Annotated in this window: 23 protein-coding genes; 10 read left to right on the top strand and 13 right to left on the bottom strand. The window is 55.2% G+C overall.

Annotated features, from left to right (window positions below; genetic code table 11):
• Positions 1 to 12 precede the first annotated feature (12 nt).
• The 3 genes from MUU46_RS03575 to celB all read left to right on the top strand — a co-directional run bounded on the left by MUU46_RS03575 (position 13) and on the right by celB (position 3,098).
• Positions 13 to 321, top strand: a complete 309-nt coding sequence (locus MUU46_RS03575; RefSeq protein ID WP_258964787.1) for a PTS sugar transporter subunit IIB — start codon at positions 13 to 15, stop codon at positions 319 to 321.
• An 81-nt stretch (positions 322 to 402) separates the two neighbouring features.
• Positions 403 to 1,710 (top strand): 6-phospho-beta-glucosidase, encoded by a 1,308-nt coding sequence (locus MUU46_RS03570; protein ID WP_258964786.1) that lies wholly within the window; start codon positions 403 to 405, stop codon positions 1,708 to 1,710.
• 35 nt (positions 1,711 to 1,745) lie between these two features.
• On the top strand, positions 1,746 to 3,098 hold the full coding sequence (gene celB / locus MUU46_RS03565) for a PTS cellobiose transporter subunit IIC (RefSeq protein WP_258964785.1): 1,353 nt from the start codon (positions 1,746 to 1,748) through the stop codon (positions 3,096 to 3,098).
• Positions 3,099 to 3,191: 93 nt separating this feature from the next.
• On the opposite strand, the gene treC is transcribed toward celB, so the two are convergent.
• The 3 genes from treC to treR all read right to left on the bottom strand — a co-directional run bounded on the left by treC (position 3,192) and on the right by treR (position 7,532).
• Positions 3,192 to 4,847, bottom strand: a complete 1,656-nt coding sequence (gene treC / locus MUU46_RS03560; protein WP_258964784.1) for an alpha,alpha-phosphotrehalase — start codon at positions 4,845 to 4,847, stop codon at positions 3,192 to 3,194.
• 51 nt (positions 4,848 to 4,898) lie between these two features.
• The gene (gene treB / locus MUU46_RS03555) at positions 4,899 to 6,317 is read right to left on the bottom strand and encodes a PTS trehalose transporter subunit IIBC (protein WP_159759852.1); all 1,419 of its coding nucleotides are present in this window, start codon (positions 6,315 to 6,317) and stop codon (positions 4,899 to 4,901) included.
• 267 nt (positions 6,318 to 6,584) lie between these two features.
• Positions 6,585 to 7,532, bottom strand: coding sequence for a trehalose operon repressor TreR (gene treR, locus MUU46_RS03550; RefSeq protein WP_159759359.1), 948 nt, complete (start codon positions 7,530 to 7,532; stop codon positions 6,585 to 6,587).
• Between the two features lie 127 nt (positions 7,533 to 7,659).
• Here treR and mgtL point away from each other — a divergent pair, with 127 nt between their 5' ends.
• The 3 genes from mgtL to MUU46_RS03540 all read left to right on the top strand — a co-directional run bounded on the left by mgtL (position 7,660) and on the right by MUU46_RS03540 (position 13,201).
• A complete protein-coding gene (mgtL, locus tag MUU46_RS22950) occupies positions 7,660 to 7,773 on the top strand; it encodes a mgtA regulatory leader peptide MgtL (RefSeq protein WP_374684987.1) in 114 nt (37 codons plus the stop codon).
• 155 nt (positions 7,774 to 7,928) lie between these two features.
• Entirely contained in the window at positions 7,929 to 10,637 is a 2,709-nt protein-coding gene (gene mgtA, locus MUU46_RS03545; RefSeq protein WP_258964783.1) for a magnesium-translocating P-type ATPase, read from the top strand.
• Between the two features lie 170 nt (positions 10,638 to 10,807).
• Complete coding sequence (locus MUU46_RS03540) at positions 10,808 to 13,201, top strand: beta-N-acetylhexosaminidase (protein ID WP_258964782.1); 2,394 nt, start codon at positions 10,808 to 10,810, stop codon at positions 13,199 to 13,201.
• Positions 13,202 to 13,297: 96 nt separating this feature from the next.
• Here MUU46_RS03540 and MUU46_RS03535 read toward each other — a convergent pair whose 3' ends face one another.
• The 4 genes from MUU46_RS03535 to pyrL all read right to left on the bottom strand — a co-directional run bounded on the left by MUU46_RS03535 (position 13,298) and on the right by pyrL (position 15,316).
• Positions 13,298 to 13,684 (bottom strand): enamine/imine deaminase, encoded by a 387-nt coding sequence (locus MUU46_RS03535; RefSeq protein WP_110512172.1) that lies wholly within the window; start codon positions 13,682 to 13,684, stop codon positions 13,298 to 13,300.
• A gap of 83 nt (positions 13,685 to 13,767) precedes the next feature.
• A complete protein-coding gene (pyrI, locus tag MUU46_RS03530) occupies positions 13,768 to 14,229 on the bottom strand; it encodes an aspartate carbamoyltransferase regulatory subunit (RefSeq protein ID WP_159759353.1) in 462 nt (153 codons plus the stop codon).
• Positions 14,230 to 14,240: 11 nt separating this feature from the next.
• A complete protein-coding gene (gene pyrB, locus MUU46_RS03525) occupies positions 14,241 to 15,176 on the bottom strand; it encodes an aspartate carbamoyltransferase (protein ID WP_258964781.1) in 936 nt (311 codons plus the stop codon).
• A gap of 2 nt (positions 15,177 to 15,178) precedes the next feature.
• Positions 15,179 to 15,316: a pyr operon leader peptide gene (gene pyrL / locus MUU46_RS03520; protein WP_159759350.1), complete on the bottom strand. Its 138-nt coding sequence runs from the start codon at positions 15,314 to 15,316 to the stop codon at positions 15,179 to 15,181.
• A gap of 195 nt (positions 15,317 to 15,511) precedes the next feature.
• On the opposite strand from pyrL, the gene MUU46_RS03515 reads away from it, so the two are divergent.
• Positions 15,512 to 15,964 (top strand): YhcH/YjgK/YiaL family protein, encoded by a 453-nt coding sequence (locus MUU46_RS03515; RefSeq protein ID WP_258964780.1) that lies wholly within the window; start codon positions 15,512 to 15,514, stop codon positions 15,962 to 15,964.
• 93 nt (positions 15,965 to 16,057) lie between these two features.
• On the opposite strand, the gene argF is transcribed toward MUU46_RS03515, so the two are convergent.
• Positions 16,058 to 17,065, bottom strand: coding sequence for an ornithine carbamoyltransferase (gene argF, locus MUU46_RS03510; protein ID WP_258964779.1), 1,008 nt, complete (start codon positions 17,063 to 17,065; stop codon positions 16,058 to 16,060).
• Positions 17,035 to 17,130 carry a putative translational regulatory protein ArgL gene (gene argL, locus MUU46_RS22945; RefSeq protein ID WP_374684985.1) on the bottom strand — a complete coding sequence of 32 codons (96 nt, stop codon included), beginning with the start codon at positions 17,128 to 17,130 and terminating at the stop codon, positions 17,035 to 17,037. Before argL ends, argF begins: the two co-directional genes overlap by 31 nt.
• Before the next feature lie 98 nt (positions 17,131 to 17,228).
• Here argL and rraB point away from each other — a divergent pair, with 98 nt between their 5' ends.
• Together rraB and miaE are read left to right on the top strand one after the other, a co-directional pair.
• Positions 17,229 to 17,654 (top strand): ribonuclease E inhibitor RraB, encoded by a 426-nt coding sequence (gene rraB / locus MUU46_RS03505; RefSeq protein ID WP_258964778.1) that lies wholly within the window; start codon positions 17,229 to 17,231, stop codon positions 17,652 to 17,654.
• 73 nt (positions 17,655 to 17,727) lie between these two features.
• Positions 17,728 to 18,495, top strand: coding sequence for a tRNA isopentenyl-2-thiomethyl-A-37 hydroxylase MiaE (gene miaE / locus MUU46_RS03500; RefSeq protein WP_258964777.1), 768 nt, complete (start codon positions 17,728 to 17,730; stop codon positions 18,493 to 18,495).
• A 41-nt stretch (positions 18,496 to 18,536) separates the two neighbouring features.
• On the opposite strand, the gene MUU46_RS03495 is transcribed toward miaE, so the two are convergent.
• On the bottom strand, positions 18,537 to 19,040 hold the full coding sequence (locus MUU46_RS03495; RefSeq protein WP_159759342.1) for a GNAT family N-acetyltransferase: 504 nt from the start codon (positions 19,038 to 19,040) through the stop codon (positions 18,537 to 18,539).
• 190 nt (positions 19,041 to 19,230) lie between these two features.
• Between MUU46_RS03495 and MUU46_RS03490 the strand changes: the two genes are divergently transcribed.
• Positions 19,231 to 20,430, top strand: coding sequence for a YjgN family protein (locus MUU46_RS03490; RefSeq protein ID WP_258964776.1), 1,200 nt, complete (start codon positions 19,231 to 19,233; stop codon positions 20,428 to 20,430).
• Between the two features lie 64 nt (positions 20,431 to 20,494).
• Here MUU46_RS03490 and MUU46_RS03485 read toward each other — a convergent pair whose 3' ends face one another.
• The 3 genes from MUU46_RS03485 to pepA form a co-directional block, all read right to left on the bottom strand.
• A complete protein-coding gene (locus MUU46_RS03485; RefSeq protein ID WP_258964775.1) occupies positions 20,495 to 23,350 on the bottom strand; it encodes a valine--tRNA ligase in 2,856 nt (951 codons plus the stop codon).
• Positions 23,350 to 23,796, bottom strand: coding sequence for a DNA polymerase III subunit chi (holC, locus tag MUU46_RS03480; protein WP_258964774.1), 447 nt, complete (start codon positions 23,794 to 23,796; stop codon positions 23,350 to 23,352). The genes MUU46_RS03485 and holC overlap by 1 nt, the downstream gene beginning before the upstream one ends.
• 101 nt (positions 23,797 to 23,897) lie before the next feature.
• Positions 23,898 to 25,409 (bottom strand): leucyl aminopeptidase, encoded by a 1,512-nt coding sequence (gene pepA / locus MUU46_RS03475; RefSeq protein WP_110512184.1) that lies wholly within the window; start codon positions 25,407 to 25,409, stop codon positions 23,898 to 23,900.
• Positions 25,410 to 25,525 lie beyond the last annotated feature (116 nt).

Raw genomic sequence — 25,525 nt, 5'->3', positions numbered from 1 at the left:
AAGGGGAACGTCATGCAACGAATCGTTTTATGCTGTGCCGCAGGAATGTCGACCAGCATGCTGGTGAATAAAATGAAGGCTGAAGCCCAGCTGCGCTCGCTGGAGTTGGATATCTACGCCGTACCCGTCGCTGAATTCGAACGCGAGCTGCCGGGTGCCGATGTGGTGCTACTCGGGCCACAGGTCAAATATGAAATTACCCGCCTGTCCGCCATCGCCGAGCCACAGGGCAAGGCCGTCGCGGTTATCGACATGGCCGACTACGGCATGATGCGCGGCGCTGCGGTGCTCGACAAAGCGCTGGCCCTGATCGCTCGCTAATTTCCTTTATATCCTGACTGGCACTTCCGCGTGGCGTTCGCGTTCACGCGTGGGCTTTCGTGTGCCGAAAACGAGGTCATCATGCAATCCTTAAAAATCGCCGTGATCGGCGGCGGCAGCAGCTACACCCCGGAACTGATTGAAGGGATTATTGTGCGCTACGAGCAACTTCCCGTAACGGAACTGGCGCTGGTGGACGTGGAATCAGGGCGCGAAAAAGTAGACGTTATCGCCGCGCTGACCCAGCGAATGCTCAAACACAAAGGACTCGAGCACGTAAAAGTTAGCGTGCATTTCACGCTGGATGACGCGATTCGCGGGGCCCATTTCGTGCTGACGCAGCTGCGCGTCGGGCAACTGGCGGCGCGCGCCCAGGATGAGCGGTTAGGTCTGAAATATAACCTGCTGGGCCAGGAAACCACCGGCGTAGGCGGTTTCGCCAAAGCGCTACGCACCATACCGGTTATTCTCGAGGTGGCGCGGAAAGTGGAAGAACTGGCCCCCGACGCTTTTATTCTCAACTTCACCAACCCGGCGGGGATCGTCACCGAAGCGGTCAGCCGTTACAGCAAGGCGAAAATCATCGGGTTGTGTAACGTGCCTATCAACATGCAGCACATGATTGGCAAAATGCTCAACGCTGATGAAGCCACGCTGAACCTGCGTTTTGCCGGGCTCAATCACATGGTGTGGATCCACAAAGTGATGCAGGACCATCAGGACGTCACCGCGAAAGTGATTGAGATGCTGTGCGATGGCAATGCGCTGTCGATGAACAACATCAAAGAGCTGCCGTGGCCTGCCGATTTCCTGCGTGCGCTGAAAGCCATCCCGTGCCCGTATCATCGCTATTTCTGGCTGACTCCGGCAATGCTGGCGGATGAAATCGACGCGGCGAAAAGCAAAGGTACTCGCGCGGAGCAGGTGATGAAGGTCGAGCAGGAGCTGTTTGCGCTGTATGCCGATCCGAATCTGGACGAAAAGCCCGAGCAGCTGAGCTTCCGTGGGGGTGCCTATTACTCCGAAGTGGCGGTGGAACTGATCAACGCTATTCACAACAATTTGGGCAAAGAGATGGTGGTGAACACCCGAAACAACGGGGCGATTCACGGACTGGGTGACGATGCGGTGGTGGAAACCAACAGCATTATCGATGCGCAGGGCGCGCGGCCGCTGGCGTTTGGCCCGCTGCCACCCGCGATGAACGGACTCACTCAGCAGGTCAAAGCGTTCGAACATTTAACGATTGAGGCGGCGGTTCATGGCTGTCGAGAAAGTGCGCTGCTGGCACTGGTCACTAACCCGCTGGTGGGCAACGTCACCGACGCACAGGCGTTGCTTGAGGAAGTGTTAACCCTGAATCGTCAGTGGTTACCACAATTTAACTGAGTTCGGCTTTTTAACGGAAGAGACGGGGTTTCACCATGTCAAAAACTACGCTTATTGAACGCTATGTCATGCCCGTCGCGCTGAAAATCGCCGGGCAAAAACACGTATTGTCAGTGCGCGACGGCATCATTCTTAACATGCCGTTTATGCTGATCGGCTCATTTTTCCTGATTTTTGCCTACCTGCCGGTGCCGGGTTATGCCGACATGATGACGCATTTTTTTTGCGACGTCTGGCGTGACAAGATGCTGTATCCGGTGAAAGCGACTTACGACATCATGGCGCTGATTTCGAGCTTCGGCATTGCGTATCGTCTGGCGGAAAAATACCGCACGCTCGACCCGTTGACCGCCGGGGCGATGTCGCTGGTGGCGTTCGTGATGACCATTCCGCAGAACACGCTGTTCACGCCGGTTCACGGGGCGGCAGAAGTGGTGAAAGGGGTGATCCCGGTGAATATGGTGGGCAGCCAGGGGCTGTTTGTGGCGATTGTTATTTCGCTGCTTTCCACTGAAATTTACCGCTTTGTCGCCAACCGCAATTTGGTGATTCGTATGCCCGACGGCGTTCCGCCTGCGGTGGCAAAATCGTTCCTCGCGCTGGTGCCTGGCTTCTGCGTACTGGCGGTGGTGCTGGCGCTGCGTCTGGCGGTGGAAGCTTCACCGTTCGGCGACATCAACAATATGATTGCGACGTTGATCGGCATTCCGATGCATCACGTCGGCGGTACGCTGCCGGGGATGATTATCTCGGTGATTCTGATTGGGATTCTGTGGACGCTCGGCCTGCACGGCGATGCGATTGTGCTGGTGTTCATTCAGCCGGTGTGGCTGTCGAACATGGCGGAAAACCTGACCGCGTTTCAGAATGGTTTGCCTATTCCGCACATTATCACACAGCAGTTCTACGATCTGTGGATTGCACCGGGCGGGACGGGCGCGCTGTTAGGGCTGGTGATTTTCATGGTGTTCCGCAGTCGCAGTGCACAGATGAAGCAGCTGGGTAAAATCGCCGCGCCGGCTGCCCTGTTCAACATCAGCGAGCCGATGGTATTTGGTATTCCGCTGGTGATGAACCCGTACTTCTTCCTGCCGTTTATCCTGACGCCGGTGCTGTTGGTGATCGTCACCTACACCTCGATGGCGACTGGGCTGGTGGCGCCGCCTGCGGGGATTGCGCTACCGTTCACCACGCCGATTTTCATCAGTGGTTATCTGGCAACCGGCGGACACATTTCCGGGACGGTATTGCAGGCGGTAAATCTGGGAATTTCGCTGGTAATTTATTATCCGTTCTTCCGGGCGTGGGACAAGTTGAAGGCAAAAGAAGAACACGCCTCGCAGCAGAAAACGACAGCCGAAACGGTGGAAGGATTACCGAACGCGTAGCGCGATTGCCTGGCGGCACAAGCTTGCTAGGCCTACCGGGAATGTTAATCGGTAGGTCCGTGCAAGCGACGCGCCGCCGGGAAATTCAACATATCACTTCTGGATCCACCATACCGCTTCAAACGGGCGCAGCGTCATTGCGCCCGGTTGGGTATCCAGGCCCGGATAATTACTCATCGCCACGTTCCACTCTCCATCGACTTGACCCGGCTGCCACGGCTGACTTTCACGGCTGAGGTTCGCCGCCACCAACAATTGCTGGCCCTGCCATTCGCGGCGATAGCACCACAGTGACGGATGTTCCGGCAGCAAGTCCTGATAGTTCCCCCACGTCAGCAATGGCTCGGCTTTACGCAGGGCGATCAGCTGTTGATAGGTGTAGAACACAGAATCTGTGTCCTTCAGCGCCGCCTGAACGTTAATTTCCTGCACGTTGTCGCCAAGGCCAATCCACGGTTCGCCGGTGGTAAAACCGCCGTGCGTTTCCGCGCTCCACTGCATTGGCGTGCGGCTGTTGTCGCGCGATTTACTGGCCAGAATCGCCAACAATTCATCGGCATCGTGGCCCTGTACGTGCAGTTCTGCGTACATATTGTGGCTTTCCACGTCGCGATAATCGGCGATCGTCGAGAAATGGGGATTAATCATGCCAATCTCTTCGCCCTGATAAATGTACGGCGTACCTTGCATACCGTGCAGCACCATCGCCAGCATTTTCGCCGCCGGGATGCGGTATTCCCCTTCATCACCAAAGCGCGACACGATGCGGGGCTGATCATGGTTACACCAGAACAGCGCGTTCCACGCCCGGTTGTGCATCCCTTGCTGCCAGTGGCTGAACAGCGCTTTCAGTGCCACGTAATCGGGTTTGGCGAGCGTCCATTTTTCACCGCCCGGGTAGTCGACTTTAAGGTGATGGAAATTGAACGTCATCGACAATTCGTGGCCCGCCAGGGAAGCGTACTGCTGACAGTGATCGAGCGTGGTGGAGGACATTTCGCCGACCGTCATCAAGTCGCGCGGGATAAACACGTCACGGCTCATTTGCTGCAAGAATTCGTGTACGCGCGGGCCGTCAGTGTAGAAACAGCGCCCGTCGCCAAGCGGATCGTTCGGGAACGCCTGGTCTTTAGAAATCAGATTCACCACGTCGAGACGCAGGCCATCGACGCCGCGATCGGCCCAAAATTCGCAGACCTTTTTCAGCTCTTCGCGCACCACTGGGTTTTCCCAGTTGAGGTCCGCCTGTTCCGGGGCGAAAAGGTGCAGAAAATACTGTTCGCTTTCGGCGTGCCACTGCCATGCGTTGCCACCAAACTTCGAACGCCAGTTGTTCGGTAGTTCGCCGGATTTACCGTCGCGCCAGATGTAGAACTCGCGGTGCGGGCTGTCCGGGTCGAGCGATGCCTGGAACCAAGGATGCTGCGTGGAGGTATGGTTGAGGACCATATCCAGCACGATGCGAATGCCGCGAGATTTGGCTTCGGCCAGCAGTTCGTCAAAATCTTCCAGCGTGCCGTAAGCCGGGTCGATAGCGGTGTAGTTCGCCACGTCGTAACCGTTATCCACCTGAGGCGAGATATAAAACGGTGTCAGCCAGAGGGCATCCACGCCGAGGGTTTTCAGATAGTCCAGACGCAATATCACGCCGCGTAAATCACCGGTGCCGCTGCCGGTGGTGTCCTGAAAACTTTTTGGATAGATTTGGTAGATAACGCCGTTTTGCCACCAGTGGGGGAGGTTGTTCATAAGGCTTTCCTGGTTAAAACAGAACGGGGCGCAAACGCGCCCCAAAAGTATTTATACAATTTGCAGCGTGCCCTGACGGTACTTACGCTGGTACACCGCGGTGGTGAGGACAATCGGGATAATCACTGCAATGGCCATCGCGACGGCATACACCTGCCAGAAGGTTGGCTGAATGGAGAGGATGCCCGGCAGGCCACCGACGCCGATGCCGTTCGCCATCACGCCGTTCAGGCCACACAGCAGGCCCGCCAGCCCGGAGCCGACCATGGCGCACAGCATCGGGAAGCGGTATTTGAGGTTGATGCCGTACATCGCCGGTTCGGTCACGCCGAGGAAGGCGGAAATGGCGGCGGGCACGGAAATCTCACGCTCGTTGTGTTTCTTGCTACAGATAATGATGCCGACCACCGCTGAGGCTTGCGCAATATTCGACAGCGCAATCAGCGGCCACACAGGCGTACCGCCCATGCTCTGAATCATCTGCATGTCGATGGCGAGCGTGGTCTGATGCACGCCGGTAATCACCAGCGGCGCATACAGGAAGCCGAACAACGCGGCACCAATCGGTGCGAAGCTACCGGTCATCAGGTGACGTACCGCGAAGGCCACGCCGTCACCAATCATGCGGCCAAATGGGCCGATAAGCGCGTGGGCCAGGAACACCGCGAGGATCAGCGAGCACACTGGCACCACAACCAGATACAGGTAATCCGGGACGATGCGTTTGAGGCGAGTTTCAATCATGCCGAGCGCCAGACCTGCCAGTAATGCCGGGATCACCTGCGCTTGATAGCCGACTTTCTCAATCGCAAACAGGCCGAAATTCCATACGTCCGGGATTTTGCTGCCGAGTTCGTAGGCGTTCATCAGCTGCGGAGAAACCAGCGTGACGCCCAGCACGATGCCGAGGATTGGCGTGCCGCCCATTTTTTTGACCGCAGACCAGCAGATGCCGACCGGTAGATAGAAGAAGATAGCTTCGCCAATTAGCCACAGGAAGTCATACAGAGTTTTCAGGCCAGGGTACATCTGTGCCAGCGTCTGGCCGTTGCTCATCGGTACATCACCGATGACGTTTCGGAAACCGAGGATCAGGCCCCCGCTGATAAGCGCGGGCAGCAGTGGGAAGAAAATTTCCGCGAAGTGCGAGATCATCCGCTCGTGCCATTTCATGTTCTGACGCGCCGCCAGTTTGGCCTGCTCTTTATCCGCTGAAGCCTGCCCGGTGCTGGTGATCAACACTTTGTAGTAATCGCCCACTTCGGTGCCGATAACCACCTGGAACTGCCCGGCGTTGGTGAAGCAGCCTTTGACCATCGGCAATTCTTCGATGGCTTTCGGGTTGGCCTTCGCCGGGGAGTTCAGCACGAAACGCAGGCGGGTAATGCAGTGGCTGACCGTGGCGATATTGTCGCGACCGCCGACCAGTTCGATCAGGCTGTCGATATCCTGTTGTTTGACCTTGCTCATCATGGAGCCTCATCTCTGTATTACACATCATCCTTCGAGCTGCCTCTTTGTTGGCTGCGCCCTCGAACCCCAGTCACATAGTTTTCTATGCTGCTGGGGATTCTCCGGCTTGCCGCCGCGACGCATCTCGAATGATTTCGTGTTGGAAGTTGGATTGAGTGTTATATGACTGAGCGCAAGCCTATCCGTTTCGCTTATTTTACAAAATGGGAACGTTCCCGAAGCGGGGCGGCGATCACAATAAATCGTTTTTCGGGCGGGGGAAAATCAGGTCAGGGAGGCGGGGATCACCAGCTGCTGTGGCTGTGCGCGGCCATTGATCTGTTCGATCAGCTGATGCGCGGCCTGGCGTCCGGCCTCGCCGTAGCCGGGATCAACGGTCACGATTTCCGGGTGCAGGAAATTCATCAGCGGCGTGTTGCCGACGCTGGCGAGTTGCAGGGTGTCGTTACGCTGTTCTTGCAGATATTTGCTGGCGCCGAGCGCCAGGGTGTCGGTGGCGCACACCAGCGCGGTGGTATCGCTATGGGTCACGCTGGCGACGGCCTCGTAACCCTGTTTCATCGCCAGACCGGGCAGCGCGGCGACCGGGTGCAGTTTGTATTGTTTGCAGAAGGTGAGGTACGCATCGTGACGGCGCTTTCCGGTGGTCACATCGCTGTGCGGTACGCCGAGATAGCTGATATGGCGGTGGCCTTTATCGAATAGCGACTGCATCAGCAGCGTGATGGCTCCTTCATCGTCGTAGCACACCGAGGCAATGCCTTTGGCATCGCGTGCCAGCATCACCAGGGTTTCGCGCCACGGCGCAAGCATCGCGTCGGAAATACCGGTAAAACCAAACAGCACCACGCCGTCGATATTGCGACGTCGCAACATGCCGAGATGTTCCTTCACCTTCTCCGGGGAGAACTGGCTTTCCATCATGATCGGGTCGTAGCCCTGCTCGTAGAAGGCCGGGAGCATGGTCTGCACCGCGAGGTTTTCCGACAGCGAATCCAGACGGCTCATGATGATCGCCACTACTTTATCGCTCTGACCGCGCATCGCCCGGGCTGAACGGGAAGGGGAAAAGTCGTGCTGATTCATTACCGCTTCCACCCGTTCACGGGTGCGCTGGCTGACGCCGCTTTCATTATTCAGGACACGAGAGACGGTCGATTTCCCGACGCCGCTTAAGCGCGCAATGTCTTTGATAGTCAGCCGGTTTTGCATCCTTTTTTCCCGTGTCAGTAAAGGCGAAGTGATTATAAGCGTAAACGCGTCGAGAAACAGTTCAATGAGTAAAGTCTGGTATACGTATCGTTTAGTGTCGGGCGCGTAAGATAATGGCACTATCGCTATGTATTGTAGGGTTAACGGCCTAGAGTTCGCGGCGTTTATTTCACTTACCGGAGGCTGTATGGATCCCGATCCCACTCCCCATCATCGATGGAGCAACATTTTTTCCCGGTAAGCCTGTCTTTCACTGTCTTGCCGGAGAACGCGTGAGGCAGTGACGTCACTTCTTTGATGTCCCTGTTTTAACTCTTAAAGTGCCCTTCAGGTGCAGCTTTGCTACGCCTGTAAGAAAACCGCGATCGCCGAACGGTGAGCGCAGAGGGACGTATTATGCTGAAAAACATCACCCGGCAGCTGTTCGCGCAGCTCAGCCGCCACCTGCCACATCGTCTGGTTAGCCGCGACCCGCTGCCTGACGGTAAAAATCTGGCAGCCACTCCGATCCCGGATTCGTTAAGCAAACAGTGTCTTAACGTTGCGGCGATGGATGAAAATGAAATCTGGCGCGCCTTTAACAGTCATCCTGAAGGGCTGAATCCGTCAGAAGTTGAAGACGCTCGCGAACAGCATGGCAGTAACGTGATTCCGTCACAGAAACCGTCGCCGTGGTGGGTGCATCTGTGGTTGTGCTATCGCAACCCGTTTAACCTGCTGCTGACCATTCTCGGGGTCATTTCGTACTCTACCGAAGACGAGTTTGCGGCCGGGGTGATCGCGCTGATGGTGGTGATTTCCACCCTGCTGAACTTCATTCAGGAAGCGCGATCCACCAAAGCGGCGGATGCGCTGAAAGCGATGGTCAGCAACACCGCGACGGTGCTGCGAGTGGTTAACGAGCGGGGCGAAAGCCGTTGGCTGGAGATCCCCATCGACAGGCTGGTACAGGGCGATATCGTGAAGCTGTCTGCCGGAGATATGATCCCGGCGGATCTTCGCGTGTTTCAGGCTCGCGATCTGTTCGTCGCTCAGGCCTCGCTCACCGGAGAATCGTTGCCGGTAGAGAAAGTGGCGCGGACCCGTGTACCGCAGCAAAATAACCCACTCGAAAGCGACACTATCTGCTTTATGGGCACCAACGTGGTGAGCGGCACAGCGCAGGCGATTGTCTTCGCGACCGGCGGTAATACCTGGTTCGGTCAACTGGCCGGGCGCGTGAGCGAACAGGAAAACGCGCCAAACGCTTTCCAGAAAGGCATCAGCCGCGTCAGCATGTTGTTGATCCGTTTTATGCTGGTGATGGCGCCGGTGGTGCTGCTGATCAACGGCTACACAAAAGGCGACTGGTGGGAAGCGGCACTGTTTGCGCTGTCCGTGGCAGTCGGCCTGACACCGGAAATGCTACCGATGATCGTCACCTCGACGCTGGCGCGTGGGGCGGTGAAGCTGTCAAAACAGAAAGTTATCGTTAAACACCTCGACGCCATCCAGAACTTTGGCGCGATGGATATTCTTTGCACGGACAAAACCGGGACGCTGACGCAAGACAAAATCGTGCTGGAGAATCACACCGACATCTCCGGCAAAACCAGCGAGCGCGTGCTGCATAACGCCTGGCTGAACAGCCATTATCAGACCGGGCTGAAAAACCTGCTGGATACCGCAGTGCTGGAAGGCGTCGATGAAAACTCGGCGCGTGGGCTGTCCGAACGCTGGCAGAAAATTGACGAGCTTCCGTTCGACTTTGAACGCCGCCGGATGTCAGTTGTGGTGGCCGAGCAGGACGACGTGCATCAGCTGATTTGCAAAGGCGCGTTGCAGGAAATCCTCAACGTTTGTACTCAGGTGCGCTACAACGGTGACATTGTGCCGCTGGACGACACCATGCTGCGCCGCATCAAACGCGTGACTGACACGCTGAACCGTCAGGGCCTGCGGGTGGTGGCGGTGGCGACGAAATATCTGCCTGCGCGCGAAGGGGATTATCAGCGCGTTGATGAATCGGATCTGATCCTCGAAGGCTACATTGCGTTTCTCGATCCGCCGAAAGAAACCACTGCCCCGGCGCTGAAAGCGCTGAAAGCGAGCGGCATCAGCGTCAAAATCCTCACCGGCGACAGCGAATTAGTGGCGGCGAAAGTGTGTCACGAAGTCGGGCTGGATGTGGGCGATGTGGTGATAGGCAGCAGCCTGGATGCGATGAGCGACGACGCGCTGGCGGCGTTGGCAAAACACACCACGCTGTTCGCACGTCTGACGCCGATGCATAAAGAACGCATCGTCACCCTGCTGAAACGTGAAGGCCACGTGGTCGGCTTTATGGGCGACGGCATCAACGATGCGCCCGCGTTGCGTGCGGCGGATATCGGTATTTCCGTTGACGGCGCGGTGGATATCGCTCGTGAAGCGGCAGACATCATTCTGCTGGAAAAAAGCCTGATGGTGCTGGAAGAAGGGGTGATTGAAGGCCGCCGTACCTTCGCCAACATGCTGAAATACATAAAAATGACCGCCAGTTCTAACTTCGGTAACGTCTTCAGCGTGCTGGTGGCGAGCGCGTTCCTGCCGTTCCTGCCAATGTTGCCGTTGCACTTACTGATTCAGAACCTGCTGTACGATGTCTCTCAGGTGGCAATTCCGTTTGATAACGTCGACGACGAGCAAATTCAGAAACCGCAGCGCTGGAACCCGGCGGATCTCGGGCGGTTCATGATGTTCTTCGGTCCAATCAGCTCCATTTTCGACATTCTGACATTTTGCCTGATGTGGTTTGTGTTCCACGCGAATACGCCTGAACACCAGACGCTGTTTCAGTCCGGCTGGTTCGTCGTCGGGTTGCTGTCTCAGACGCTGATTGTGCACATGATCCGCACCCGCCGTATTCCATTCATTCAGAGTCGTGCCGCGTGGCCGCTGATTGTGATGACCCTGGTGGTGATGGTGGTCGGTATCGCACTGCCGTTCTCGCCGCTGGCGTCGTATCTGTCGTTGCAGGCGCTGCCGCTTTCTTATTTCCCATGGCTGGTGGCGATTCTGGTGGGGTATATGACGCTGACGCAACTGGTGAAAGGGGTGTATACCCGTCGCTACGGTTGGCAATAAGCGTGACGGGCCCGGCACGCACAACCGGGCCTGTATCCTTAAGACAGGCAAGGGCTTTTTCTTAATTCTCAGCAGGTTGTGATGTCGATCGCATCCTGCGCTTGACCCTCAAATCGACGCATGTTACCTCATTGGATTGCCTTTTTTTGGCCCGTCATAAAGGAACCCTCATGCTTAAAACTGTGCGCTACAGCTTGTTGACGACCGGACTCTTATTGAGCGGTTTTGCGCTGGCAACGCCCGCTGGAGATTTACCGCTGATGCCGTGGCCGGCTCAGGTCGAACGCCCTTCGGCACAGGGGGCGCTGGTGCTGAATAACCAGCTCACCATCAATCTTTCCGGGGATGATTTAGGGGATGCAGTTAACCGTCTGCGCGAGCGCATTGGCCGTCAGACTGGCTGGGAAATGATGCCGCAAAGTGCGCCTGCAAAATCACCGACGGTTGATATCGTTATCGCGCGTAAAGTTCCGGCCATTCCGCGTCCGGATAGCGATGAAAGCTATAAGCTGGTGGTCGATGAAAGCGGCGTGAAGCTCACCGCCAACACCCGGTTTGGTGCGATGCACGGCATTGAAACGCTGCTACAGCTACTGCAAAACGGCCCGGACAATACCGCTATCCCTTACGTTACCATTGAGGATGCGCCTCGTTTCCCATGGCGTGGTGTGCTGTTGGATTCCGCACGTCACTTCCTGCCGATTGAAAATATCAAACGTCAGCTCGATGGCATGGCGGCGGCCAAACTCAACGTCTTCCACTGGCATCTGACCGACGATCAGGGCTGGCGTTTTGCATCGACCCGATACCCGAAATTGCAGCAGCTCGCCAGTGACGGCAAGTTCTATACCCAGGCGCAGATGAAAGACATTGTGCGATACGCCGCAGATCGCGGCATTCGCGTGGTGCCGGAAATCGATATGCCGGGACACGCCTCGGCAATTGCGGTGGCGTATCCGGAACTGATGAGCGCGCCAGGTCCGTATGAAATGGAGCGCCACTGGGGCGTGCTGAAGCCAGTGCTTGATCCGACCAAAGACGCGACTTACGCCTTTGCGGACGCGATGGTCGGTGAGTTAGCGGCTATTTTCCCTGATCCGTATTTGCACATCGGCGGCGATGAGGTGGACGATACCCAGTGGAAAAATAATCCAGCTATCCAAAAATTTATGCAGGAGAACAAGCTAGCGGACAGCCACGCGCTGCAGGCGTACTTCAACCGCAAGCTGGAAACAATCCTCGAAAAACACCATCGCCAGATGGTCGGCTGGGATGAGATATATCACCCGGACCTGCCGAAAAGCATTCTGATCCAATCCTGGCAAGGGCAGGACGCACTGGGTGACGTGACGAAAAATGGGTATAAGGGCATTCTGTCGACCGGGTTCTACCTCGATCAGCCGCAAAGTGCCGCCTATCACTATCGCAATGAAATCGTGCCGCAGGGTCTGAACGGTGTGGACAAAATCAGCGACGCCGACAGCGCTCAGAGCTGGACTTTCACCATGCCGCGCCTGAAAGGCAGCGCTGTGGAAGGCACCGTTACGTTAGTTAAAGGCGACCAGGAGTGGCGAGGGTTTATTGATTTCAAAGGGAAATCCCGCCGCGCGGTGGATGATATCGAATGGCTGAGCCCGGACCAGGTGACCTTCACGGTGGATACCTGGATGGGCGAAACCCGCCCGGTGCTGAGCATTCACGATGACCAACTGAAAGGTTATTTCCTGGTGGGCAATGCCCGCTATCCGATCAGCGGCGAGCGGCTGGATGAGGTGCCGAAAGGCATTCAACCGGTTGTGCCGGATGAAGCACAGCAGAAGAATCTGCTGGGTGGCGAAGCCGCGCTGTGGGCGGAAAATATCGTTGCGCCGGTGCTGGATATCCGCCTGTGGCCACGCGGTTTTGTGGTGGCAGAACGCCTGTGGTCGGCGAAGGATGTGACCGACACCGACAATATGTATCAGCGCTTGCAGGCAATTGATAGCTGGTCGACGGTGTCTGTCGGGCTGCAACAGCACACGCAGCAGCTGGTGCTGTTTACGCGGTTGGCGAACGGCGGCAGCACGCTGCCACTGCAAATTCTCGCACAGGCGATTGAGCCCGCGCAGTATTACACCCGTCAGCACCTGAAATTCCAGGCCGGAAATTATCACGCCTTTGAGCCGCTTAACCGCGTGGCTGACGCGCTCCCGGCGGAGAGCAACACTGTGCGTCATCTCAATGAGTGGGCGGATAATCTGATAAGCGACGCGGAAGATAATGAGAGTGCCGATGCGCTACGTCACGTCTTCACCCGCTGGCAGAACAACACCGCGGACGTGCTAGTGCTGACTGACGGTAATCATCAGTTGGCGAGTATGAAACCGGTGGCGTTGCAGGTTGATAAACTGGCGGCGTTAGGGCTGCGTTTAACCGATTTGGTGGCGCGACAGGGCACGCTGGATGACAAAGAGTATGCGTCTATTCAGTCGCAGCTGGATGAAGCGGCGAAAACGCAGGATGAAGTGGTGATTGCCGCGGTGTATCCGCTGGAAACGCTGCTGCGCGCGACGCGAATAGAGTAAGACGATTGCCCGGTGGCGCTTCGCTTACCGGGCCAACCCTTTCGGATTGGCTAAATCTGTCGGCCCGGCAAACGGAGCGCCGCCGGGCACTGGCGATTAACGACGAACGGCAATCGCTTCGATTTCAATCTTCACATCTTTCGGCAGACGCGCGACTTCCACACAAGAACGTGCCGGGAAAGTAGCATTATGCTCGGTGAAGAATGCTTCGTAGGTGGCGTTAACGGTGGCAAAATCGTTGAGATCTTTCACGAAAACAGTTGTTTTCACGATATCGCCCACTTTCAGGCCTGCGGCTTCAACGATAGCCTGCACGTTTTCCAGTGACTGGCGCGCCTGCGCGGAAACGTCTTCTGCTACGGTGCCGGTTTTCGGGCACACCGGGATCTGACCGGAAGTGATAATCATACTGCCTAAATCAACGCCCTGAACGTATGGGCCGATGGCTGCTGGTGCATTTTCCGTCGCGATAACTTTAGTCATGATGTCTCCATTTGTGACAGCGGGATTAGGTTTCAAAAGTGCCGGACCATTATAGGCAGCCCGGCACCTGATACCAACCTCAATTAGTTGGCCAATACCGCAGTATGCGAGAACTCTTTTTCACAGTATTTGCACTTCAGGGCGATATCGTCGGCGCGCTTTTTGACGCTAAAGCTTGATGAAACCGGTTCCGCGTGGCTGATGCAGTTGCTGTTCGGGCACACCAAAACGTTTTCGATACGCTCCGGCAGGCTAGGGCGTGACTTGCCCACCACTTCATATTCGTCGATGCGGTTCACCGTGGCGTCTGGCGCATACAGCGACAGCTGGTTGACCTGCTCGTCAGTCAGGAAGGTGTTCTCGATCTTAATCAAATCTTTACGGCCCATTTCGCCGGATGGCAAGTTCAGGCCGATGGTGATGCGCTGATCGGTTTCGGTCAGTTTGAACAGCGTCAGCAGCTTAAAGCCGATTTGTGCCGGGATATGGTCAATCACCGAGCCACGTTTGATGGCTTCTACCTGAAGTTTATTATCGTGTGTCATCGTCATTCCCCTTACAGTGCCAGGTCGCTGTTCAAAACCAGCGCCAGTAACGCCTGGCGCGCGAAGATGCCGTTCCCGGCCTGTTGGAAGTACCAGGCGTGCGGTGTTTTATCGACATCGGTAGTGATTTCATCAATGCGTGGTAGCGGGTGCAGTACCTTCATGTTGCTGCGCGCGCCTTCAAGATCTGCCGCCCGCAGGACAAACTGTGCTTTCACGTTGGCGTACTCGGACGGGTCCAGGCGCTCTTTCTGTACGCGAGTCATATACAGAATATCCACTTCCGCCATCACTTCTTCAATGGTGCCGTGCAGGCTCCAGGCAATGCCTTTTTCGTCGAGCATATCGAGAATGTACTGCGGCATTGCCAGCGCGTCCGGGGCGATAAAGTAGAAACGGTTACCGTTAAACTTCGCCAGCGCCTGGGTCAGAGAATGCACAGTGCGGCCATATTTCAGGTCGCCGACCATCGCCACACTTAAGTTTTCCAGACGACCCTGAGTTTCCTGAATGGTGAACAAGTCGAGCAGGGTTTGCGTCGGATGTTGGTTGGCGCCGTCACCGGCGTTGAGGATGGGCACGTTGCCGGAAAACTCGGTCGCCAGACGCGCTGCGCCTTCCTGCGGGTGGCGCATCACAATCGCGTCGACGTAGGTGCTGATAACGGAAATGGTGTCGGCGAGGGTTTCGCCTTTTTTGCCCAGCGAGGTGTTGGCGCTGTCCGAGAAGCCCACCACGCTCGCGCCCAGACGGTGCATCGAGGTTTCAAACGACAGGCGGGTGCGGGTAGAGGCTTCGAAGAAGCAGCTGGCGATAACCTTATGTTTCAGCAACTCCGGCTGCGGGTGCGCTTTCAGTTTGGCGGCAGTCGCCAGCACCAGTTCGAGGTCTTCGCGGCTGAGATCGTTTATGGAAATGATATGTTTTTGATATAGCGGATTAGCCATGGTTATCTCCTGACGCCTGGGCAAAAAAAAAGCCCCTTAAAAAGGGGCTTCTTGAATGGGGTGATGCAACGGGAGAAAAACGGCAGGCCAGCGTCTGTTCTCAGACGCGGTAAGACAGAATGTCGAACGCAGTTGACCATGCTTCCTCCCGGCAAATCGGCTGGCATTATACGCAGCTAAGCGCCGGATTCAAGTGATTCGTTCACAGACAGGAAAACGTTTGCCTCAAAAGATCCTGCGTCAGTGCAAATATCCCTAAAAAAGGAGTGGTATGGCCAGGTGAATGCGCGTATAAAAATCAAAAATGAAACATTGTTTTATATTTGGAGGTTTTTATGATCGCCGGAAATATTCACCATCTGCAGGGTTGGCTGCCGCTGGAACTGCGTCAGGCTATCGAACACGTTAAGGCGCACGTCACCGACGCTACGCCGCTTGGGAAACACGATATCGACGGTAACCGTCTGTTCTATCTGATTTCAGAAGACAGCACTGAGCCATTTGCGGATCGTCGTGCGGAATATCATGCGAAATATCTCGATATTCAAATCATTCTCAAAGGCCAGGAAGGGATGACGTTTAGCACGTACCCTGCGGGCAAGCCGGACACCGACTGGCTGGCGGATAAAGATATCGCGTTCCTGTCGGAAGGTGTGCAGGAAAAAACGGTAGTGCTGAGCGAAGGGGATTTCGTGGTGTTCTACCCGGGCGAAGTGCATAAACCGCTGTGCGCCGTGGGCACACCTGCGAAAGTGCGCAAGGCGGTAGTGAAGATGTTGGTTGAATAATCGTTAGTTTGATGCCCGGCGCGCGCTGCACTGACCGGGCCTACGAATGCTTGTAGGCCCGGCAAACAATGCGTCGCGGGCATATTCTGGGGATTAATTCTGACTCAGCGTCGCCACCATCACGGCTTTAATGGTGTGCATTCGGTTTTCGGCCTGATCGAAAACAATGCTCGCTTCCGACTCGAATACCTCGTCCGTGACCTCCATCCCGCCGTGTAAACCGTACTCTTCGGCCATCTGCTTTCCGAGCGTGGTCTCATCATCATGGAAGGCGGGCAGGCAGTGCAGGAACTTCACCTGCGAATTACCGGTCAGCGCCAACATGTTTTTATTCACCTGGTAGTCACGCAGCAGCCCGATACGTTCGGCCCATTTTGACTTCGCTTCGCCCATCGACACCCATACATCGGTATAGATGAAATCGGCGTCTTTCACGCCAGCAGCGACATCTTCCGTCAACGTAATATTCCCGCCATTTTTCTGCGCCAGCGCTTTGCATTCCGCAACCAGGCTCGCTTCTGGCCAGCAGCTTTGCGGGGCCACCAGGCGTAAATCCAGTCCGGTCAACGCTGCGGCTTCGAGCATCGAATTGCCCATGTTATTGCGCGCATCGCCCGCATACACCAGCGTCATCTCATTGAACGCTTTGCCCGGCAGGTGTTCCTGCATGGTCAGTAAATCGGCCAGCAGTTGGGTTGGGTGGAACTCGTTGGTCAGCCCGTTCCACACCGGAACGCCTGCATATTGCGCCAGCGTTTCAACGACTTCCTGACCGTGGCCGCGATACTGAATGCCGTCATACATCCGGCCCAGCACCCGGGCGGTATCTTTAATCGATTCTTTGTGGCCAATCTGGCTGCCGCTTGGGCCAAGGTAAGTGACACGTGCCCCCTGATCGTATGCGGCAACTTCGAAAGAGCATCGGGTACGGGTCGAGTCTTTTTCGAAGATGAGCGCGATGTTTTTACCGGTCAGTTTTGGCACTTCGTTACCGCTTTTTTTATCGGCTTTCAGTTGTGCGGCCAGCGCCAGCAGGTGAGTGAGTTGCGCAGAGGTAAAATCCAGTAATTTCAAAAAATGGTTCTGGTATAACGCAGACATATTTCCCTCTCATGGCTCAAGCCATTTATTGAATTAAAATTCAATTTATATGTATGAATATTCATTTGCAACCCCGTTTCACAATTCTTTCTCGGAAAGGTGGAGGCATTGACTGCGGTATGTGAAAATAGAAGTATCTGCCGCACATCATGAGGAACGAGCTATGGCAAACCCGGAGCACCTGGAAGAGCAGCGTGAAGAGACGCGTCTGATTATTGAAGAGTTACTGGATGATGGCAGCGATCCGGACGCGCTGTACACCATCGAGCATCATTTCTCTGCGGACGATTTTGAAACGCTTGAGAAAGTAGCGGTTGAAGTCTTCAAACTGGGTTACGAAGTGACCGAGCCGGAAGAGCTGGAAGTGGAAGAAGGCGGCGAAGTGGTTATCTGCTGCGACGCACTCAGCGAATGTGCCCTGAACCGAGAGCTCATCGATTCACAGGTTGAACAGTTGATGAACCTCGCTGAGAAGTTTGGCGTGGAATATGACGGCTGGGGAACCTACTTCGAAGATCCGAACGGTGAAGGCGAAGAAGGTGATGACGAAGACGAGATCGACGAAGACGACGATGGCGTTCGCCACTAAGTAATGACGGATGCGGCAGCACCCGCTGCCGCATTTTATTTAGAGTATGTTTATAAGAGACTGCGCAAGATACATGCATTACCCGCAAATACTCGCTCCTGTTTTAACCTTTCTCCAGTGCCCTACGCCGCAGGCGTGGATAGACCAGGCCCGTTCCCCTGAACACCTTCCTCTGTTGCTGACTGACCATCTGGTGTGCGAGCTGAAAGCCGCGCAGACCGCCATGCTATTGGTACGCAAATACGTAGCCGATAAAGACGGGGCTGATGCGCTGCTGGCGTGGCTGCAGCCGTACGAAGCCTTTGCGTTTCGTGGTGGCCCGGAGCCTGATTTTGCCGCCCTGCAAAAGCAGATTGGTAAAAGCATAATGCCGCAGACCGATGATGTATGGGGCCGACAGCTCATCGACAGCATGGTGCTGCTCATCAAAGAGGAGTTGCATCACTTCTGGCAGGTGCGGGAGATCATGACTGCGCGGGACATTCCATACGTGAAGATAACCGCCAGCCGCTACGCCAAAGGTATGCTCAAGGAAGTGCGCACTCATGAACCGCTGACGCTTATCGACAAGCTGATTTGTGGGGCGTACATCGAGGCGCGCTCCTGTGAGCGTTTTGCCGCGCTGGCGCCGTATCTGGATGATGATTTGCAGGCGTTTTATCTGTCGCTGCTGCGCTCCGAGGCGCGGCATTATCAGGATTATCTGGCGCTGGCTCAGCAGGTGTCAGACGAGGATATCACGGCGCGCGTGCGGCATTTTGGGGAAGTGGAGGCGGCGCTGATTTCGACGCCAGATACAGAGTTTCGTTTTCATAGCGGGCTCCCCCCTCACACGGCGTGACAGAGGGCCAGGATGCGGGGGAAATCCCGCACCAAAACGTACTAAAGCGTTTTCAACATCCGCACTTCGCAGTCGACGTGGCCGGTACAACCGAGCGGGCCGTCGATATGCTCAAAGCCGAGATGCTCATACAGCATAATCGCTTCTTTAAGAAAGGCGGTAGTTTCCAGATAGCAGCGGGTAAACCCATGCTCACGGGCGTGATCCATTGCCTGCAGCGCCAGCTTCTTGGCGAACCCTTTTCCGCGCGCTTCAGGCAGAAAATACATTTTTTGCAGTTCACAAATATCGGGCTCGCTGCACGTTAGTGGCGCGACACCACCGCCGCCCACCACTTTACCGTCCTGTTCGATCACCCAATAAGCATGCCCAGGCTGGCTGTAGAGCTGATACAGCTCGTCCAGGTTCGGGTCAGCAACGGTATAGCCTTTATCGGCAGTGAGGCCGTATTCGGCGGAGACTTGTCGAATGACGCGGGCGATCGCCGGGTTGTCATCGGGTGTCAGGGCGCGTAAGGAGAGTGGCTGCTCATGAGAGATATTCATTCTATTGCTCAATAAAAAATACATGAATCATAATGCCATTTAATACCACTCTCATAAACAGCGTGCAAGATCCGATTCCATGAATTCTGTATCTTGCTGTTGGGTTAAATGCCAGACATACTGCGTTTTTAACATGGCAGGGTAATTATTTATCCAGGTTATACATATTAATAAAAGGGAATGTTTTAATATGACTAGTAGCGAGGTTGGTACTGCGAATTCACAGCATGTATTTGTATTTCATGGGAAGGCTTGGCCCTTCTTTTTAATTTGCCTGGGGAATTTATTACTGACAATAATTACGTTGGGTATTTATCTACCCTGGGCATACGTTAAATCACGTCGCTATATTTATAAAAATATGGAGTTAAATGGCGTTCATTTTGACTATCATGCCACCGGAGGGGCATTTCTGGTGAGCTGGCTGTTAGTCGGCCTTATCTTTATTGTCCTGACGCTAGTCTGTGAGAGTATAAATCTGCTGTTCGGTTTTCTTCCTATCCTCCTGCTATGGGCGTTGATGCCGCTTATGATGGCAAAAGGATTGCGTTATCAGGCAATGATGACCCGACTGAATGATGTGCGCTTTGGTTTTAAATGTAGCGTGGGTAAAGTCATGTGGACGATGCTGGGGTTGCCGCTGCTGCTTGGCATTGCGGTAATTTTTTTCCTCTTTGGCGTTAACCGCACTATGGGAATACCTGAAAGTACGAATGGTGGATTAATTCAGCTCGCCGTCTTAGGTGTGCTGGGGCTGTTATCTGTAGGTATCACCAATGGATTTATGTATGGTAAATGGATGCACCTCCTGGGAAACCATACCCGTTTTGGTATTCACCCTTTCCGCATCGACATTTCTCTTAAACGCTGCATGGCTATTTGTATCGCAGCCATGCTTATATTGGTTCCGTTTGCGATTGTAATCGTAAAATTGATGGCGCCGTTTTATAGTACTTTATTCAAAGCAATGGGACAGGGGGAGATGGATCCAGCAATAAGTGATGCGGTGGCGCAGGAGTATATTCCACAAATTATTGTTAGCTATGTCCTTTACTTTATCGCAATTGTTCTGATGTCAATATTTTCCAAGGCTTCGCTGCGCAATCAGTTTATTAACGGATTGCGTCTGGGGGATTCACTGACTTTCCGTTCATCCCTGACTTTCGTTGGGCTGCTGATGCAGATACTGGTCTTAATCCTGGCGACGATGTGTACCTTTGGGCTGGCTTATCCGTGGGCCAAAATGTGTTACATGCGCTATCTGGCCAGCAATACTTGCGTCGTAGGGGAACTGGATGATGTTGAGCTTGATGATACCGACGGGCCTAACGATTCCGGTTTCTTTGCGATAATTTCGCGTGGGATGATGGTGGCCACTCCGTTTATTTAGGTGCCGATAAGCGGCAGGCATAAAAAAACCGGGCATTCGCCCGGCTTGATACGTTTAATGACGATTACAGCGCAGCGATAACGGCCTGCTGTTCAATCAGCTTCGCTTTTGCTTCTGCGTAGCCGTCGAGCTTCTCGCGCTCTTTGGCAATAACGGCTTCCGGGGCACGCGCCACGAAACCTTCGTTCGCCAGTTTGCTTTCGATGCGGCCAATTTCACCTTCAACTTTCGCCACTTCTTTCGCCAGACGCACCAGCTCATCTTCTTTGTTGATGAGGCCAGCCATTGGGATCAGCAGCTCGGCACCGTCGATGATTTTGGTCACGGAAACGGGACCTTTGTCATCGGCAGGCAGCACGGTGATGCTTTCCAGGCGTGCCAGGGTCTGCAGGAAGCTGAGGTTGTCGTTCACACGACGCTCAGCATCTTTACTGCAACCGCGCAGCAACAGATCCAGCGGTTTACCCGGGGAGATGTTCATCTCAGCACGAACGTTACGCACTGCAATGATAGCCTGCTTCAGCCATTCGGTATCGGCCAGCGCGGCTTCATCCACCTGAGCGGCATCGAATGCCGGGAACGGCTGCAGCATGATGGTGTCGGCGGAAATTCCGGCGATAACCTTCACGCGCTGCCAGATGGTTTCGGTGATAAACGGAATGATCGGGTGCGCAATACGCAGCAGACCTTCCAGCACCGTCACCAGCGTATGGCGAGTGCCGCGCAGTTCTGCTTCAGAACCGCCAGTCATTACTGGTTTGGTCAGCTCCAGATACCAGTCGCAGAACTGGTTCCAGGTGAACTCGTACAGGATGCCCGCGGCGATATCGAAGCGGAAGCTGTCCAGCGCGTCACGGTATGCTTTGATGGTCTGGTTGAATTCGGCGAGGATCCAGCGATCTGCCAGCGACAGAGTCATTTCGCCGCCGTTGAAGCCGCAATCCTGGTCTTCGGTGTTCATCAGCACAAAGCGGCTGGCGTTCCACAGCTTGTTACAGAAGTTACGGTAACCTTCCAGACGTTTCATGTCCCAGTTGATGTCGCGGCCGGTAGAGGCCAGCGCCGCCAGGGTGAAACGCAGGGCGTCGGTGCCGTGCGGCTCGATGCCGTCCGGGAATTGCTTCTCGGTGCGCTTGGCGATTTTCTCTGCCAGCTGCGGCTGCATCATGTTGCCGGTACGTTTCTCCAGCAGGTCTGCCAGCGAAATCCCGTCGACCATATCCAGAGGGTCAATGACGTTGCCCTTAGATTTGGACATCTTCTGGCCTTCGTCATCACGGATCAGACCGGTCATGTAGATGGTCTTGAACGGGATCTGCGGCTTGCCGTCTTCATCTTTGATGAAGTGCATGGTCATCATGATCATGCGGGCAATCCAGAAGAAGATGATGTCGAAGCCGGAAACCATCACGCTGGTTGGGTGGAACTGACGCAGCGCATCAGTGTTTTCCGGCCATCCGAGGGTAGAGAAGGTCCACAGCGCGGAGGAGAACCAGGTGTCGAGCACATCGTCGTCCTGGCGCAACGCAACGTCGGCGCTCAGGTTGTTTTCCTGACGTACTTCGTCTTCGGTACGGCCCACGTACACGTTGCCGTCGTTGTCGTACCATGCCGGGATACGATGGCCCCACCACAGCTGACGGGAGATACACCAGTCCTGAATGTCGCGCATCCAGGAGAAATACATATTTTCGTACTGCTTCGGTACGAACTGGATGTCACCATTTTCAACCGCTTCGACAGCCGGTTTTGCAAGTACGTCTGCACGCACGTACCACTGGTCGGTAAGCATCGGTTCGATAACCACGCCGCCACGGTCACCGTACGGCACGGTCAGATCGTGAGGTTTGATTTCTTCGAGCAGGCCGAGAGCGTCAATGGCGGCAACCACAGCTTTACGCGCAGCAAAACGCTCCAGTTTCTGGTATTCAGCCGGGATGTCGGCTGCGTATACGTCAGATTCTTCGCCTTTGGTGTCGAAAACCTGCGCGCTTTCACGGATATCGCCGTCGAAGGTCAGGATGTTGATCATCGGCAGAGCGTGACGTTTACCGACTTCGTAGTCGTTAAAGTCGTGAGCCGGGGTGATTTTCACGCAGCCGGTGCCTTTTTCCATGTCGGCATGTTCATCACCCACAATCGGAATACGGCGGTTAACCAGCGGCAGTACCAGGAATTTGCCGATCAGATCTTTATAACGCGGATCTTCCGGGTTTACGGCAACACCAGTATCGCCCAGTAGGGTTTCCGGACGGGTCGTCGCGACCACCAGGTAATCTTTACCGTCGGCAGTTTTTGCGCCGTCGGCCAACGGATAGCGGATGTGCCACATCGAGCCTTTAGACTCGCGGTTTTCCACTTCCAGGTCAGAAATCGCGGTACGCAGTTTCGGGTCCCAGTTGACCAGACGCTTACCACGATAAATCAAATCTTCTTTGTACAGGCGAACGAAGACTTCTTTCACGGCATTGGAAAGGCCTTCGTCCATAGTGAAACGCTCGCGCTCCCAGTCTACGGAGTTACCGAGACGGCGCATCTGACGGGTAATGGTGCCGCCAGATTCTGTTTTCCACTGCCAGATTTTGTCGATAAAGGCATCGCGACCGTAGTCTTGACGGGTTTTACCTTCTTCAGCGGCAATCTTACGCTCAACCACCATCTGGGTAGCAATACCCGCATGGTCAGTACCAGCCTGCCACAGGGTGTTTTTGCCCTGCATGCGCTGGTAGCGGATCATGGTATCCATGATGGTTTGCTGGAAGGCATGACCCATATGCAAACTGCCGGTGACGTTCGGAGGCGGGATCATGATGCAGAAGCTTTCCTGGCTTTCATCACCATTCGGTTTGAAATAGCCCTGCTTTTCCCAGTGCTCGTAAAGCGGCTGTTCGATATCTTGTGGGTTGTATGTCTTTTCCATTATTTCCAGGTTGCCGTATTCAGGTTAAAACCAGCCATGCGGTACGCTTTGTAGCGATCGCGCGCCAGTTGTTTTAAAGAATCTTCGTGAGGTACGAAGTCTATCACTTCTGTGAAAGCGGTGGCAAAATCTGCAAAGCCCACACGCAGGCTAATCAGTATATCTCGCGGGCTGCTGTTACGTTTTTGCGGCCAGGCAATTTCCACAGGCGCGCCGCCGCGCGGACCTTCACCGGACAAATTGTGTGGCACAAAGCTTTCCGGCGGCCGCGACCACAGCGCCTCATCGAGGCGAATGGCCTGATTCTCATTTTCACAGGCGATCAGAATGCGCTTCCCCGCCCGCCAGCGGTCTGCCGTCAGTTCGCACACCAGTTGCTCCACGGCGCTTAAGCCGTCGGCGGTGTCTTCGTTGTCGAGCAGGTAAAACGTCGCATTCTTATTCATATGGGGCTTCTTGTGGTGGATTTAAACGTATCGCCGGGCAGGCCCGGCTTACGTAAATCTTGTAGGTCCGGCAAGCATTACGCCGCCGGGCAATCATTGACTTACTCTTCGCCGCTAAATCCTGCGCGGTTCAACAGGAACTGAGACAGCAGGGCAACCGGACGACCAGTAGCCCCTTTGGCTTTACCGGAGCGCCAGGCGGTGCCGGCAATATCCAGATGCGCCCAGTTGTACTTGCGGGCAAAGCGCGACAGGAAGCAGCCTGCGGTAATGGCGCCGCCAGGACGACCGCCAATGTTGGCCATATCCGCAAAGTTAGTTTCCAGCTGTTCCTGGTATTCATCGCCAAGCGGCAGGCGCCACGCGCGGTCGCCAGCCTGTTCGGACGCGCCGATAAGCTCATGCGCCAGCGGGTTGTGGTTCGACATCAGGCCGGTGATGTGATGGCCCAGCGCAATCACACAGGCGCCGGTCAGGGTCGCCACGTCGATAACCGCTTCAGGTTCGAAACGCTCAACGTAGGTCAGCACATCGCACAGTACCAGACGGCCTTCGGCATCGGTGTTCAGCACTTCAACCGTCTGCCCGGACATTGTCGTCAGCACGTCGCCTGGACGATACGCTCGCCCGCCCGGCATGTTTTCACAGCCCGCGAGTACGCCGACTACGTTCAGTGGCAGCTGTAACTCTGCCACCATGCGCATCACGCCGTAAACTGCCGCCGCGCCGCACATGTCGTACTTCATCTCGTCCATGCCTTCGGCCGGCTTGATGGAGATACCGCCAGAGTCAAAGGTCAGGCCTTTACCGACCAGGACGATAGGACGCGCATCTTCTGACGGATTGCCTTTGTATTCAATGACCGACATCAGTGACTCGTTCTGTGAGCCGTTACCGACCGCCAGATAAGAGTGCATACCCAGCTCGCGCATCTGCTGTTCGCCGATAACGCGGGTGATGACGTTCTTGCTGTAGGAATCTGCCAGCTGACGCGCCTGCGACGCGAGGTACGCGGCGTTACAGATGTTCGGCGGCATATTGCCGAGATCTTTCGCGGCTTTAATACCGGAGGCAATCGCCAGACCGTGCTGAATCGCGCGCTCGCCGCTGGTTAATTCGCGACGGGTTGGCACATTGAACACCATTTTACGCAGTGGGCGACGAGGCTCGCTTTTGTTGGTTTTCAACTGGTCGAAGCTGTAAAGGGTTTCTTTAGCCGTTTCAACCGCCTGGCGTACTTTCCAGTAGTTATTGCGGCCTTTAACGTGCAGCTCGGTGAGGAAGCAAACCGCTTCCATCGAGCCGGTGTCATTCAGCGTATTGATCGTTTTCTGAATAACTTGCTTATACTGACGCTCATCAAGCTCGCGTTCTTTGCCGCACCCAATCAGCAGAATGCGCTCGGAGAGCACGTTCGGCACGTGGTGCAGCAGCAGAGTCTGGCCTGGTTTGCCTTCCAGCTCGCCACGACGCAGCAGGGCGCTGATATAGCCGTCGCTGATTTTATCAAGTTGCTCGGCTATCGGGGAGAGACGGCGTGGTTCAAAGACGCCAACAACGATGCAGGCGCTCCGCTGTTTCTCCGGGCTACCGCTTTTTACACTGAACTCCATGCACTACGCTCCTGAATCTTAAAGACAACGGCGGTGGCTACGGATAGAATTGCAAGCTTTCGTAACTCATGTCCGCTGTTGCGGTGACTTCGTGTTAATCTTAACGATATCGCGAT

It is taken from the genome of Scandinavium tedordense (assembly GCF_024764965.1).
Lineage (GTDB): Bacteria > Pseudomonadota > Gammaproteobacteria > Enterobacterales > Enterobacteriaceae > Scandinavium > Scandinavium tedordense.
The sequence above is the reverse complement of the archived record's forward strand: the minus strand, read 5'-3'. Positions and strand labels throughout refer to the sequence as shown.